General features: G+C 71.4%; 13 protein-coding genes and 1 tRNA gene. 5 read left to right on the top strand and 9 right to left on the bottom strand.

The window, feature by feature from the left end; genetic code table 11:
- Nucleotides 1–142: 142 nt before the first annotated feature.
- Nucleotides 143–216 (bottom strand) — tRNA-Met (locus A3CE_RS0129660).
- Nucleotides 217–283: 67 nt separating this feature from the next.
- Nucleotides 284–3,283, bottom strand: a complete 3,000-nt coding sequence (locus tag A3CE_RS0129655; RefSeq protein ID WP_043791139.1) for a UPF0182 family protein — start codon at nucleotides 3,281–3,283, stop codon at nucleotides 284–286.
- Between the two features lie 149 nt (nucleotides 3,284–3,432).
- On the opposite strand from A3CE_RS0129655, the gene A3CE_RS0129650 reads away from it, so the two are divergent.
- Nucleotides 3,433–3,984 carry a PPA1309 family protein gene (locus A3CE_RS0129650; RefSeq protein ID WP_020643732.1) on the top strand — a complete coding sequence of 184 codons (552 nt, stop codon included), beginning with the start codon at nucleotides 3,433–3,435 and terminating at the stop codon, nucleotides 3,982–3,984.
- Here the strand turns inward: A3CE_RS0129650 and A3CE_RS0129645 are convergent.
- The gene (locus tag A3CE_RS0129645; protein ID WP_185839909.1) at nucleotides 3,981–4,985 is read right to left on the bottom strand and encodes a YlbL family protein; all 1,005 of its coding nucleotides are present in this window, start codon (nucleotides 4,983–4,985) and stop codon (nucleotides 3,981–3,983) included. The two genes, A3CE_RS0129650 and A3CE_RS0129645, sit on opposite strands and share 4 nt — an antisense overlap.
- A 203-nt stretch (nucleotides 4,986–5,188) precedes the next feature.
- Here A3CE_RS0129645 and A3CE_RS0129640 point away from each other — a divergent pair, with 203 nt between their 5' ends.
- On the top strand, nucleotides 5,189–6,568 hold the full coding sequence (locus tag A3CE_RS0129640) for a zinc-dependent metalloprotease (RefSeq protein ID WP_020643730.1): 1,380 nt from the start codon (nucleotides 5,189–5,191) through the stop codon (nucleotides 6,566–6,568).
- A gap of 379 nt (nucleotides 6,569–6,947) precedes the next feature.
- On the opposite strand, the gene A3CE_RS0129635 is transcribed toward A3CE_RS0129640, so the two are convergent.
- Nucleotides 6,948–7,457: a M48 metallopeptidase family protein gene (locus tag A3CE_RS0129635; protein ID WP_020643729.1), complete on the bottom strand. Its 510-nt coding sequence runs from the start codon at nucleotides 7,455–7,457 to the stop codon at nucleotides 6,948–6,950.
- Nucleotides 7,458–7,687: 230 nt separating this feature from the next.
- Here A3CE_RS0129635 and A3CE_RS0129630 point away from each other — a divergent pair, with 230 nt between their 5' ends.
- The 3 genes from A3CE_RS0129630 (at nucleotide 7,688) to A3CE_RS0129620 (ending at nucleotide 11,185) form a co-directional block, all read left to right on the top strand.
- Complete coding sequence (locus tag A3CE_RS0129630; protein ID WP_020643728.1) at nucleotides 7,688–8,734, top strand: ThiF family adenylyltransferase; 1,047 nt, start codon at nucleotides 7,688–7,690, stop codon at nucleotides 8,732–8,734.
- Nucleotides 8,735–8,794: 60 nt separating this feature from the next.
- Nucleotides 8,795–10,135 (top strand): ABC1 kinase family protein, encoded by a 1,341-nt coding sequence (locus A3CE_RS0129625; protein ID WP_026469000.1) that lies wholly within the window; start codon nucleotides 8,795–8,797, stop codon nucleotides 10,133–10,135.
- A gap of 162 nt (nucleotides 10,136–10,297) precedes the next feature.
- Complete coding sequence (locus A3CE_RS0129620) at nucleotides 10,298–11,185, top strand: hypothetical protein (protein ID WP_026468999.1); 888 nt, start codon at nucleotides 10,298–10,300, stop codon at nucleotides 11,183–11,185.
- Nucleotides 11,186–11,238: 53 nt separating this feature from the next.
- Here the strand turns inward: A3CE_RS0129620 and A3CE_RS0129615 are convergent, their stop codons facing one another.
- The 5 genes from A3CE_RS0129615 to A3CE_RS0129595 form a co-directional block, all read right to left on the bottom strand.
- A complete protein-coding gene (locus A3CE_RS0129615; RefSeq protein ID WP_020643725.1) occupies nucleotides 11,239–11,424 on the bottom strand; it encodes a hypothetical protein in 186 nt (61 codons plus the stop codon).
- The gene (locus A3CE_RS0129610) at nucleotides 11,421–12,293 is read right to left on the bottom strand and encodes a class I SAM-dependent methyltransferase (RefSeq protein WP_026468998.1); all 873 of its coding nucleotides are present in this window, start codon (nucleotides 12,291–12,293) and stop codon (nucleotides 11,421–11,423) included. Before A3CE_RS0129610 ends, A3CE_RS0129615 begins: the two co-directional genes overlap by 4 nt.
- Nucleotides 12,294–12,473: 180 nt before the next feature.
- Nucleotides 12,474–12,725, bottom strand: coding sequence for a hypothetical protein (locus A3CE_RS59935; protein WP_020643723.1), 252 nt, complete (start codon nucleotides 12,723–12,725; stop codon nucleotides 12,474–12,476).
- Nucleotides 12,722–13,078 (bottom strand): WhiB family transcriptional regulator, encoded by a 357-nt coding sequence (locus A3CE_RS0129600; RefSeq protein ID WP_020643722.1) that lies wholly within the window; start codon nucleotides 13,076–13,078, stop codon nucleotides 12,722–12,724. The genes A3CE_RS59935 and A3CE_RS0129600 overlap by 4 nt, the downstream gene beginning before the upstream one ends.
- A 150-nt stretch (nucleotides 13,079–13,228) precedes the next feature.
- Complete coding sequence (locus A3CE_RS0129595; RefSeq protein ID WP_020643721.1) at nucleotides 13,229–13,486, bottom strand: hypothetical protein; 258 nt, start codon at nucleotides 13,484–13,486, stop codon at nucleotides 13,229–13,231.
- Between the last annotated feature and the right edge of the window lie 319 nt (nucleotides 13,487–13,805).

The raw sequence follows: 13,805 nt of genomic DNA, 5'->3' as shown, positions 1-13,805 counted from the left end.
TGGGCTGCACCAACGCAACCACGCGCAGGGGGGTCCAGGGGCGGCGAAGCCCCCCTGGCGGGGGTCTGGGGGTTCGACCCCCAGGACAAATGCGAAGGAGGGGCGGTTCGCGCTTTCCGCGAACACACCCCTCCCACCTCTGTAGCGGGGACAGGATTTGAACCTGCGACCTCTGGGTTATGAGCCCAGCGAGCTACCGAGCTGCTCCACCCCGCGTCGTGGCACCTACCTTACGCCCTGGTTTCGCCGGGGTGCAAAGCAGGTGCCTCGGAGGTAAGCGACGTCACCTTCCCGGCGGGGTGCTGGGGGGCGGGCTGGTGCCGGGGGCGGCGGTTTTGGCGGCTTCGTAGGCCCTGGCGGCGGCGTCGAGCGCGGCGAGCGCGGCGCCTTGGTCGGTGAAGTTGCCGGATTGCTGGGCGGCTTTGAGTTTGGCGATGGCGGCTTGGATGTCGGCGACGGCCCTGTCGAGGGCCGCGTTGCCGCCACTGGTGTTGGGGGGTGCCGCGGTCGGTGAGGTGGGGGTGGTGGGTGTTGTCGGTGTGGGTTGCCCGGCTTGGGGCGGCGTGGTGGTGGCCTCGCCGGTGCCGGCGCCGAAGACCTGGTCGAGGGCTTCTTGGAGGGTGGCGCCGTAGCCGACCTTGGGTCCGTAGGAGACGAGGACGCGGGCCAGTTGCGGGTAGCTGTTCTGGTTGCGCTGCCGGATGTAGACGGGTTCGACGTAGAGGAAGCCGTCGGCGACCGGGAGGGTGATCAGGTTGCCGTAGATGGGGGTGACGTTGGGGTTGTTGAAGAGGGTGCGGTCCTGGGCGACGCGGGAGTCGCTCTGGAACCGGTTCTGGACTTGGACGGGTCCGTCGACCTGGGTGGCTCCGGTGGCCGCGCTGGGTAGCTGGAGGACGCGGATCTTGCCGTAGTCGCCGGGGTCGGAGGACACGGACATCCAGGACGCGAGGTACTGGCGCTGGAGGCCGGTGAGGGAGCTGGTCAGCTGGAACGTCGACTTGGTCTGGCCGGGGGTGTTGGCGAGGACGTAGTAGCCGGGCTGGTTGGCGGCGCCGGCCGCGGCCGGGTTGGAGCCGCCCTCGGCGGTCGGGTCCTGCGGGACGCTCCAGAAGGCCTGCTGGGAGTAGAACTCCTGCGGGTTGCTGACGTGGTAGCGGGACAGGAGCTCGCGCTGGATCTTGAAGAGGTCTTCGGGGTAGCGGAAGTGGGAGCGCAGGTCCGGGGAGATCTCGGCGCTGGGCTTCACGAGTCCGGGGAAGACCTTCTCCCAGGCGTTGAGGACGGGTTCCTTGTCGTCGATCGAGTACAGGTTGACCGTGCCGTTGAAGGCGTCGACGGTGGCCTTGACCGAGTTGCGGATGTAGTTGATGGAGCTGTTGGCCTGGCGGGCGACGCCGTTGAGCGAGTCGTTGGTGGCTGCGCCGAGCTGGGTCTGCTGGGCGTACGGGAAGTTGTTCAGCGTGGTGTAGCCGTCGACGATCCATTGGATCTTGCCGTCGACGACCGCCGGGTACGGGTCGCCGTCGAGGGTCAGCCACGGCGCGATCTTGCTCACGCGGTCGCGCGGGTCGCGGTTGTACATGATCTTGGAGTTGTCGCCGATGGCGTCGGAGAACAGGATGTTCCGTTCGCCGTACTCGGCGGCGAAGGCGAGGCGGTTGAACCAGTTGTCGATGGCGACGCCGCCGGTGCCCTTGTAGGTGTAGCGGTCGGTGGTGGTGTCGTACTCGCCGGGCGCGTTGCCGGAGGTGCCGCCGACGATGGCGTAGTCGGATTCCGCGGCGGACAGTTCGCCGTAGTAGATGCGGGGTTCCTTGACCTCGATGCCGGTCTGGCCGGGTGTGGGCGCACCGGCGCCCGCCGGGTTCTGCGTGTCGCTGGTGGTGGCGATCGGGTAGCCGCCGTCGGAGTTGGCGTCCTTGACCGCGCGGTCGATGGTGTTGGCGGGCGCGACGACGAAGCCGTTGCCGTGGGTGTAGACGAGGTGCTTGTTGATCCAGCTGGTCTGGTTGCCGGTCAGGCCCTCGGTCTTGATCTCCTTGGCGGCGACGATGTAGTCCTGCGTGACGCCGCCGACGGTGTAGCGGTCGATGTCGAGCTTGGCCGGGAAGCCGTAGAAGTTCTCGCGGCCGACGCGCTGGGTGAAGGTGTCGGAGAGGATGTTCGGGTCCAGCAGCCGGATGTTCGACATGGTGCCGTTGTCGGCCTTGATCTGGTCCGGGGTCGCGGACGAGCTGCCGGTGTAGGGCTGGTACTGGACGCCGGTGAGGCCGTAGGCGCGGCGGGTGGCGTCCATGTTGCGCTGGATGGACGCCGCTTCCTTCTCGTTCGCGTTCGGCTTGACCGAGAACTGGTCGAGGACGGCGGGCCAGGCGACGCCGACGAGGATGCTGGACAGGATCAGCAGCACCAGGGCGATGGCCGGGAGCTGCAGGTTGCGCAGGAAGGCACCGGCGAAGAACGCGATCGCGCAGATCACCGAGATGCACAGCAGGATCAGCTTGGCCGGCAGCACCGCATTGAGGTCGGTGTAGGTGGCGCCGACGAACAGCGGCATGCCGCGGTCGGACAGCAGCAGGTTGTACCGGTCGAAGAAGTACTCGATCGCCTTCAGCAGCACGAAGAGGCCGACGGTGATGGCGAGCTGCGCGCGGGTCGGGCCGGCGAGCTGGCCGCCCTTGCCGGCCAGCCGGATGCCGCCGAAGACGTAGTGGGAGATCAGCGCGCCGAAGAAGGAGATGACGACGGTGATGAACAGCCAGCCGAGGAGCCAGTTGTAGAAGGGGAGGTCGAAGGCGTAGAAGCCGACGTCCTTGCCGAACTCGGGGTCGGTCTGGCCGAACGAGGTGCCGTTGAGGAACAGCTGCACGACCTGCCAGTCGCCCTGGGCGGACAGCCCGGCGATGAGGCCGGTGAGCACCGGGATGCCGACGCCGAACAGGCGGATGCGGGCGACGATCGCGGAGCGGTAGCGCGCCAGCGGGTCGTCGGCGCCCGAGATCGGCACGAACACCGGGCGGCTGCGGTAGGCGATCATCAGGCTGATCGCCAGTGCCCCGCCGACGAGCAGGCCGACGGCGAGGAACAGCACGGCCCGGGTCACCACCTGGGTGGTGAACACCGACCGCGCGCCGACTTCGCCGAACCACAGCCAATCGACGTACGTGTCGAGGAGACGGGCCCCGAGCAACAGCGCCAGCACAATCACCGCGGCGATGATGAGGAGGATCCGGCTCCGCCGGGACAGCTTCGGCAGGCTCACCGGGGGCCGAGTCGCCACGGCACACGCTCCTGTCTTCGTGAACACTTGAGCAGGGGCGCGTGCGCCCCCTGATTCCCTAACTCTACGGATGCCCGGTGGAGTTCCCGGGACCCGCCCAAACCGGACTCGCGACGTCGTCGCGCCGGTCGACCTGACACGATGTGCGCATGGCAGCGAACGAAGCGCGACAGGCCGGCGTGGCCGCGCTCGCCCGTGAGATCGAGGACTTCATGGCCGCGGGTGGCTGGGACCAGCCGCCGCAGCTGTTCGCGCTGGTGCCGACGGCGGCGCTGCTGGACGAGCAGCCGGAGCTGGCCGGCCAGCTGGACCGGGCGAACCCGCTGACGCCGGTGGCCCAGGAAGCGCTGCCGGAGGGCGACCTGGCCGAGGCGCTGGGCCGGATCGCGTGGCCGGATCTGGTCATCGGGTGCGCGCTGGCCCAGGAGATCATCGTGCTGCCGCCGGGCTCGGAGCCGGAGCTGCCGGACGTCGCCGAGGCGGACGCGGAAAGCCTGCGCCGCGCGGCCGCCAACCACCCGCAGCGGACGGAGGCCCGCCTGGTGGCCGCCGTCCTGCGCGACGGCGAAGGCGCCTGCGTGATGCGGCTGCGCGGTATCGGGACGGCGGACGGGACGGACGAGTCGATCGACGAGATCGTGGAAAGCCCGGACCTGGCCCCGAATCTGCTCGAAGCGCTCAAGGCGACGCTGCAGCCCTAGCAGGAGGCCGTCGGGCGCCCCGCCTTGAGGTTGCCCAGCTGGGCGAGCGCGTCGTCCAGTGTGGACACCTTGATGAGGTTGAGCCCGGCCGGCGCGGCGGTCTTGGCTTCGGCGCAGTTGTGCTCGGGCACCAGGAAGTCGGTGGCGCCCGCTTCGCGCGCGCCGACCACCTTGAACGAGATCCCCCCGATCGGGTCGACCTCGCCGGTCTCGGTGATCTCGCCGGTACCGGCGATGTGCCTGCCGCCCGCGAGGTCGCCGGGCTGCAGCCGGTCGATGATGGCGAGGGTGAACATCAGCCCGGCCGACGGGCCTCCGACGTCCTGCAGGGAGATGTTCACGGTGAACGGCGCGTCGGCGCGGTCGACCGCGGTGAGGCCGATGAAGCCCTCCTTGCGGTCGGGGCGCGAGGCGAGCGTGAGCGGCACGGTCCGCTCGGGCTGGCCGTCGGACTGGAAGGTGATCTGGACGGTCTGGCCGGGCAGGGTGCCGGTCAGCGCGGCCCGCACGTCCGCGGCCTCGACGATCTTCTTGCCGTTGACGGTGATCAGCTTGTCGCCCGGGGCGAGCACGTGGTCGGCCGGGCTGCCGGAGACGATCTGCTTCGCCAGCACCTTGATCGGGTAGCCGAGCTTGCGCAGGGCGGCGACCTGGGCGTTCGTCTGCGAGTCCTGCAGCTGCTGGATGTTCTCCTGCTTGACCTGCTCGTTGGTCTCGCCGGGCTTGAAGTACTCCTCGCGCGGCGCGAGCGCGAACCGGCCGCTGGCCCAGAAGCCGAGGCCCTGGAACAGGGTGACGCCGTCGTGCAGGGAGACGGTCGTCATCCGCAGCTCGCCGGTGGTCTGCTGGGTCTCGTGACCGGTGACCTGGATGACCGGGTTGCCCGCCGCGTCGCGACCGAGCGTGTCATAGGTGGGGCCGGGGCTGATCGCCACGAACGGCACCGGCACGATCGAGCCGAGCACCACGAAGATCAGGAACAGCGAGCCGCTGACCACCAGTGTCCAGCCACGGCGGGTCATCCGCCGGGCCTCGCCGGCCGGCTCCGCCGCCGGTTCCGGGGCGCTCTTCGCGGGGGCGGTCTCCTCGGAGGACTTGGTCACGACCGACAGCGTACGGTGACCGCGTTCGCTTCCCGGTGAAGGCCACGCACATGGGTCCGGTTGACGCGCTCGGCGGCCGCTGAGCCGCGTACGGTGGACACATGAGCAATCCCCCGTTCGGCTTCGGACCTTCCGATCCCGACAAACGAGGTGAGAACGACCCCTCGGAAGGCGGGCAGCAGTCCGGCGCCGAGGCCTTCAACCAGCTCGGGCAGATGCTGAGTCAGCTGGGCCAGATGCTCAGCCAGGCCGGCAGCTCCAGCGGGCCGGTGAACTACGACCTCGCCAAGCAGATCGCCCTGCAGACACTGGGCAGTGCCGGCAACACCGGCGAGAGCAAGCTGGGCTTCCGCGGCGGCGACGACGCGAACGCCGCCGTGCGTGACGCGGCCCACCTGGCCGAGCTGTGGCTCGACGCGGCGACGGTGTTCCCGGCGGGCGCGACGTCGACGGTCGCGTGGTCGCCGCGGTCCTGGGTGGAGAAGACGCTCCCGACGTGGCAGCGGCTGTGCGACCCGGTGGCCCAGCAGGTCTCGGGCGCCTGGATGCAGGCGCTGCCGGAGGAGGCCAAGCAGGCCGCCGGCCCGCTGCTGCAGATGATGGGGCAGATGGGCGGGATGGCGTTCGGCTCCCAGCTCGGCAACGCGCTGGCGCAGCTCGCGCAGGAGATGCTGACGGCGTCCGAGATCGGCCTGCCGCTGGCGCCGGCCGGGACGTCGGCGCTGCTGCCGGCGAACATCGAGAAGTTCGCCGAAGGTCTGGAGCTGCCGAACAGCGAAATCCTGGTGTTCCTGGCCGCGCGCGAAGCCGCGCACCAGCGCCTGTTCACGCACGTGCCGTGGCTGCGGCAGCGGCTGCTGGCGACGGTCGAGGAGTTCGCCCACGGCATCACGGTCGACACGTCGGCGCTCGAGTCGCTGGCCGGCCGGATCGACCCGGCGAACCCGGCGAGCATCGAAGAGGCGATGTCGTCCGGCTTGCTGGAGCCCCAGACGACGGAGGAGCAGAAGGCGGCGCTGAACCGCCTGGAGACACTGCTCGCCCTGGTCGAGGGCTGGGTCGACGTGGTGGTGTCGGAAGCGGTCGGCGACCGCCTCCCGGGCGCGGACGCGCTGCGCGAGACGCTGCGCCGCCGCCGCGCGACGGGCGGCCCGGCGGAGCAGACGTTCGCGACGCTGGTCGGCCTGGAGCTGCGCCCTCGCCGGATGCGGGCGGCCTCGGCGCTGTGGAAGCTGGTGGGCGACCGCCACGGCCTCGACAAGCGCGACGGCCTCTGGTCCCACCCGGACCTGATGCCGACGGCCGAGGACCTGGACGAGCCGATCGACTTCGCGGACCGCGTGGGCTCGAGCGGCTCGCTCGACGACCTGGACCCGATCGCCGAGCTGGAGCGCACGGAACGTTCGGAGCGTTCCCAGCGCGAGCAGCAGGACACGCCCCCCGCGGACGACGACACCAAGGGCAACGACACCAAGAGCTGAGCAGTGGACCCGGAGCCGGGCGTCTCGCATCCGCGAGGCGCCCGGCTCCGTTTCCACCACCAGCCCCGCTCCGCCTCCCGGCCCAGCCGCCTGAACACACGTGTCGACCTTCCAGACACGCGAGTCGACCCTCCAATCACGCGAGTCGACTCTCCAAGCACGCGTGTCGTCCGGCTGGGTACGCGCGTCGTCCGCTCAGGTACGCGTGTCGTCCGGCTGGCTGCGCGAGCCGACCTTCCAGGCACGCGAACCGCCCCTTCGCGCACACGTGCCTATCCGTCAAGCCACCCGCGACCCGCCGACCGGCCGTCACCGTGACGTGACGTGACGTGACCGGGGTGGCCCGCACCAGCGGACCACCCCGGTCACCGTCACCCGCTCAGTCCTCGGTGGAGATCCCCCACCCGGCCGCGGCCGACAGCCCCTCGAGGTACCCCATCGCCCGTTCGGTCTTCGGGTACCGCCGCACCAGTGCCCAGAACGCCGCGTCGTGGCCGGGCTCGCGCAGGTGCGCCAGCTCGTGCACCAGCACGTAGTCCAGTACCCATGGCGGGACCTTCCGCAGCCGGTCGCTGACCCGGATGGTCGCGTCGACCGGCGTGCAGGACGCCCACCGCGTGCGCATCGGCGGCACCCAGCGGACGCTCGCCGGCACGGCGGTGCCGGCCAGGTACTTGCCCGACAGCAGCGCGCAGCGCGCCAGCAGGGCTTCGTCCGACGTCTTCGGGGACGCCGGGCGTCGGGGTTCCGAGCGCTGCAGTTTGCGCTCCATCTCGGCGACCCAGTGCTTCTCCTCCGCCCTGGTCATCCGCGCGGGGATGAGCACGACGAGCGTGTCGTCGTTCCAATACGCGGTGACCGTCCGGTGCCGGCGCTGGCTGCGCCGCACTTCGACCTTGTGTCCAGGTGTGTCCGACGGGGGGTTCGTCTCCCCCCGGCCCCTCAGTGAGGGCGTCCGTGCTTCGACCACCCGACCACGGTAAGGCCAGACACCGACAATCCCGAGCGCCTTGAGGTCACAGACCCGAGTTGTCCACAGCCTTCCTCAATTGTGGACAACTCGGCCGTTCCGCCGTCTTCGCGAGCCGGCCCGTCGCCGCCGGGTGCGATCCTGCGGACATGATCCTCTCCACCGCGGACATGCCTCCGGTGCTGCTGCCCACCCACCCCGCCCTGCTCCCGGGCCTGACGGTGCTGGACCGCGGCCCGCGCGAGATCCAGATCGGCCTCGACCCGCGTCACGGCGTGATCGTCGAAAACCTGCCCCCGAACCTGGTCCGGCAGGTGCGCGCCCTCGACGGCAGCCAGGCCGTCGAGCGGCTCCTGCTCGCCGAGAGCGAACACCGCGACCAGCTGCGGACGCTGCTGCGGCAGCTCACCGCGCTCGGCCTGGTCACCGACGCCGGACGGCCCGACAGCCCGGGTCCGCGCGGCGAGACCGGTCTCTGGTCGCTGCGCGCCCGGCACCACCAGGCAGCGTTGACGGACCGGCGGCGCGCCGCCGCGGTCTCGGTGCACGGTGACGGCCGCGTGGCGGTCGCCACCGCCGTCCTGCTGGCCAACGCGGGCGTCGGGCACGTCGACCTGCGGGTGTCCGGCGTGGTGACCGAGCACGACCTCGGCTCGGGCTTCACCGACGCGGACGTCGGACGGCCCCGGCGGGAGGCACTCGCCGCCCTGCTCCACCGGGTCGGCGCCGAGGTCCGCGTCACGCGCCTGCACGACCGCCATCCGGACCTGGCCCTGCTCACCGACGCCGTGGTGCCGGCTCCCGAAGTCGTCGCCGACCTGATGGACGACGGCGTCCCGCACCTGCTGGTGCGCGTCCGCGACGGGACCGGCATCGTCGGTCCGCTGGTGATGCCGGGCCGCAGCTCGTGCCTGCGCTGCGCCGACCTGCACCGGACGGACCTCGACCCGTGCTGGCCACGCGTCGCCGGGCAGCTCGCGGGCCGGCACCAGCGGCCCGACCTCGGCGCGGTCCACGCCTGCGCGTCGCTGGCCGTCGCCCAGGCGATGCGGCTGCTCTCGCCCGCCGAGCCACCACCACCGGCGTGGAACGCCACCCTCGAGATCGACGCCTTCGACGGCCGCATCCGCCACCGCGGCTGGCCGCCACATCCCCGCTGCGGCTGTGGCGCCCGCGCCGTGCTCCAGGAGACGTAACCCACCAAGACGCCGCGAGCAGGCTGCGCGCCGCCGGCGATGCAGGGCAGAATCGCCGGTGTGACCGACTTCCGCGACCCGGCCGATCGTGACACCACGATGCCGCGCAAGGGTGCCGCCCGTACCGCCAAGCTCGCCAGTCTCCCGCTCGGCATCGCCGGCCGGGCGGTCGGCGGGTGGGGCAAGAGGCTCGCGGGCCAAAGCGCGGAGCAGGTGAGCGCGACACTCTCGGCCAAGGCCGCCGAGCAGCTGTTCGAGGTGCTCGGCACGCTCAAGGGCGGGGCAATGAAGTTCGGCCAGGCGCTGAGCGTGTTCGAGGCGGCGGTGCCGGACGACATGGCGAAGCCGTACCGCGAGGCGCTGACGAAGCTGCAGGCAGCCGCGCCGCCGATGCCGGCCCGGCAGACCCACCGGGTGCTCGCCGAGCAGCTGGGCCGCACCTGGAGCAGCCGGTTCGCCTCGTTCGACGACGAACCGTCGGCGGCCGCGAGCATCGGCCAGGTGCACCACGCGGTCTGGCACGACGGCCGCGAGGTCGCCGTCAAGGTGCAGTACCCGGGCGCCGACGAGGCGCTGCGCAGCGACCTGCGGCAGCTGCAGCGGTTCAGCAGGCTGTTCCAGGCGTTCGTGCCCGGCACCGAGGTCAAGCCGCTGCTCGCCGAGCTCGCCGAACGGATGAACGAGGAGCTCGACTACCAGGCCGAGGCCCAGAACCAGCGTGCCTTCGCGAAGGCGTTCGACGGCGACCCCGGCATCCTGGTGCCGCGGGTGGTGGCCAGCGCGCCGAAGGTCGTCGTCACCGAATGGGCGAACGGCACGCCGTTGTCGAAGGTGATCGCGGACGGCGACCGCGAGACCCGGAACCTGGCGGGCCGGCTGCTGGCGGAGTTTCACTACTCCTCCCCCGAGCGCGTCCACCTGCTGCACTCGGACCCGCACCCGGGCAACTTCATGATCACCGCCGACGACAGGCTGTGCGTCATCGACTTCGGCGGCGTCGCCCGGCTGCCCGACGGCATCCCCCGCCACCTGGGCGAGATGACGCGGCTGGCCCTCGACGGCGAGTCCGCCGGGCTGATGCGCCTGCTGCGGGAGAACCGGTTCATCCGCACCGACAGCGACCTGACCGCGGACGAGGTGCTGGCGTACCTGGCGCCGTTCACCGAGCCGCTGGCCGAGCCGACGTTCCACTTCACGCGCCGCTGGATGCAGAAGCAGGCGGGCCGGGTGGGCGACAGCCGCGGCAACGACTTCCGGGTCGGCCGGCTGCTCAACCTGCCGCCCGAGTACCTGATGATCCACCGGGTGACGGCGGGGTCGACGGGCATCCTGTGCCAGCTCGACGCGGAGATCCCGGCCCGCGGCATCGTGGAGCGCTGGCAGCCCGGTTTCGCGGGCTGAGTTGTCCACAGGCGGGGCCGCGAACGGACGGATTCCGCCAAGTTGTCCACAGCCTCGGGAATCGGGGTTCCACCCGGTTGGCCGAGCCGCCATGCTCGAACCATGACCGCTACTCAACGCACCGATCCACTGTCCCTCAGTAATCCCGGCACCTGCGAGGTGATGAGCCTCGAACAGTTGCGCAGGGCCGGGGTGTCCGACCGAAGAACCCGGCGGCTCTGCGGCCCCGGCGGGCCGTGGCGCCGCCTGCACCCCGGCGTCGTCCTGCTGCGCAACACCACCCCGACCCGGCGGCAGCTGCTGCACGCCGCGCTCGGGCGGTACGGCGCGGGGGCGGTGATCACCGGCTCCGACGCGCTGCAGGCCCACGGGGTGAAGTGCCCGGCCGACGGCGAGATCCAGCTACTGGTGCCCGGGCACTGCCGGGTGACCGCCCGCGCCGGCGTCCGAGCGGCACGCACGGCCCGGTTGCCGGACCCGGTGCTGGTCGACGGGCTGCCGTTCGCGCCGCCGGCCCGGGCGGCGCTCGATCTGGCCCGATCGGAACCCGACCCGGCCCGGATCCGGCACCTGCTGACGCTGCCGCTCTACTGGGGCCTGTGCGACCGGCGGGAGCTGCTGGCGGAGCTCGCCGACGGCCCGCAGCGCGGCACGGCAGAGGTCCGGAAGGTGCTCCGCGCCATCGACGAGCGGCCGATCCAAGCCCACGGCCTGGCGACGCGCGTCCTCGACATCGCCCGGCTCCCGCCGCCGATCTGGGACGTGACGATCTGCGACCGGCGCGGCCGCCGCATCGGCGAGGCGGACGCGTGGTGGGACGAGATCGGGCTGGCCTGGCGATACCAGTGCGGCCCGGGCCCCGGCGGCGGCTTCAGCCACCTCGCGCTGGCGGCCACGGGCATCGTCCTGGTGCGCTGCACGGTCCGGCAGCTGCGTCAGGTCCCCCAGGAGGTGGCGCTGGAGCTGGCCCAGGCGTTCGGCGAGGCATCACGCACACCCCGCCCGCGGGTCCACGCGGTCCCGATGACGCCCATCGGCGACGCGGCCTGACGCCTCGCACCCGGCGAACCCGTTGCCATCAACTGCTCAGGAGGACGGATTGATCACCAGTACTCGTCGGGCAGCTTGCCTTCGATGTCGCGCACGTGCTCCCGCGCGCAAGCCGGGCACAGCCACCGAACCGTGCCCCGTTCGCGGGTGGACACCCAGGCGAGCGCCGTAGCCGGGTCGTCGTCCGGGCCACGGGTGCGGCCGCAGCGGGTGCACACCGGCCGTTCCGGGGCGCTCACCGTGACCGTCCACAGTGGATCTCCTTGGCGCCGAACAGGAAGAGATCGTCGCGGTGGCCGAGGAAATCCGGGCTCTGCGGGTCGGTGAGCGAGGCGAGCACGGCACGATCGCCGTCGTCGAGCCACTCCCCGGCTGACTCGGAGAGCCAGCCGACGCGGTGCACGACGTACTCGCGCAGCAGGTCCGAGCCGGGCATCGGGTGGTCGATGAGCGCGCCGAACGACTCGACGTCCTCGAGCCCGGCTTCGCGAAGCGCGCGAGGCCAGTCGTAGGGCATGGCGACGCTGCCCGCGATCCCGGCCCGCATCCGCGCGAACCACTCGCCTCGCGCGGCGAGCAGCCGCTGTTCCAGCCCCGGCCGTCCGACCCCGAGTTCCCAAGGGAGGCACCGTATTTCGAGTCCGCCTTCGGCGATGGCGAGCATTCCGCCCGGCCGCAGGAGCCCGGCCAGCGTGTGCAGCGCGGCCTGCTGATCACCGACGTGGTGCACCACGCCGGAAGCCCAGCCGAGATCGGCCGCGGGTACCTGCCGGGCCAGTTCGGGGTCGGCGAGGTCCGCGGCCAGGCCGACGACTTCGACAGCGCCGGCGGCCGCCTCGGTGACGACCCGCTCCGCCTCGGCCAGCAGCTCCGGCGTGGCATCGACGAGCACCACGGTGCCCCCGCCGCGCCGGGCCAGCTCGCGCGCGAACAGCACGCTCATGCCCCCGGCCCCGCACCCGACGTCGACCACGGTCGGCCGTTCGGCCACCCCGGCGACGAGCCGCCGGGCGACGGGCGCCAGCGCCTCGGCGTCGAGGGCGTCGGCCATGCGCAGCTGGGCGAGGCGATCCGCCCAGCCGATGTCGTCATGGGTGTGTGCGGCCACCCGCCCATTCAACACCAGCCGGCCCGCCGCCGAAGTCATGAACGAGTCGTTCACCGCGTCCGGCGACCTGAACGAGTCGTTCACGACGTGCGGCCGCGGGATAGCCGGGCAACACCGGAACTCGCACCCCACGGCCAGCACGAAGGCCCCCGCCGCCCGAAGGCGGCAGGGGCCCTGCGCTCAGTTCTGGTCCTGGTACCGCTCCGCCCGTCGAGTCGCCCATCGGGCTACTCGCGTCCAGCGGCGTGCCGCACGCGCGCTACCTCGGGCCCGCTGGGCGCGGACCCCCTCCTCCAGATCCCGTATTCGGGCCCTGGACAGTTCTTCATAGAGCAACATCTCGCTGATCTCCTCGATCTCGGTCTTCGTCAACTGCAGTTGCGGACTCATCCGCGCTTCGTAGTCCTTCGCTGTGACCGGTTCGACGCTCATGCGGCGGCGCTCCGGTGATCGCCGCGGGCCTTGGCCGCGGCGGGCTCGACGGCGGCGTTCTTGCGCGGACGGCCACGGGGCCGCTTGCGCGCGATCACGACACCGCGCTCGAAGATCTCGCCACCCCAGACGCCCCACGGCTCACGCCGGGCCAGCGCGCCGGCCAGGCAGGCCTCGCGCACCGGGCAGTCGGCGCACTGCGCCTTGGCGCGCTCGAGCTCGGCCGGGGACTCCGCGAACCACAGGTCCGCGTCGCCGGAACGGCAGGGCAGCGCCACGTCGGGAACGGCGATCGGGTCGAGCAGGTCGGCGAATATTGCCTCACCCGAGGTGTAGGCGATGGCCGAAGACATGGTGGTTCCTCCTTGTGTCGTACGGGTTTTCGGTGGAGTGACGGAGCTGGGCAACGCTGTTCCTCTTGGGTTGTGCAGCCAAAAACACGAAGGCCGCGGATCCGGGGTTTCCGGTTCCGCGGCCTTCGTGAGCCTCGTGTCCTGACTAGGTCAGGAACTTCGCTCCCGTATCGACAACGGAACACGGAACTGCTTGATGGTCGGCAGATCGGCCTGCGGGTACGCGGCGAGAACGCCCTGCGTCCCGAAGACGACGACACCGGTGGCCCAACGCCGCTCGACGCGACGCATGCCACGGATCTCGTGCGCGCTCACGGACACACCAGTGCCCGGGCGCGAAGCGGCCGCGACTTCCGCGGCGCAGGACAGACGGGTGCCCGGATTCGTGAGCGTCACGTTGATGGTCATTTCACCGGCACCTCCTTCTGTACTCTGCACACACGGCCGCCGAGCGGCGCTGCAACGTGGATCCCCAGCCGAGCCCTTCGGGCTCGGTACTGGCAGGTTATTGCCCCCCACCACACCGGGGCAACTCAATTAACGGGAAAATCCTCGAAGTTACGAAGATCGCCCCTGAGCAGCGGGTTCGCCGCGTCGATCATGGCTGCGACGCGGTCAAGTCGGCATCGGCCCAGCCCGGCCGCCCCTCGACGCGGGCACGACGACGCCGGCCCGGAAGCGCTCGCCCCACAGGCTGCCCGAAAGGACCGCCCGATCGGGCACTGCC

It is taken from the genome of Amycolatopsis balhimycina FH 1894, from assembly GCF_000384295.1.
GTDB lineage: Bacteria > Actinomycetota > Actinomycetes > Mycobacteriales > Pseudonocardiaceae > Amycolatopsis > Amycolatopsis balhimycina.
Note: the sequence above shows the minus strand (reverse complement) of the source record. Positions and strands in the feature narration are given on the sequence as shown.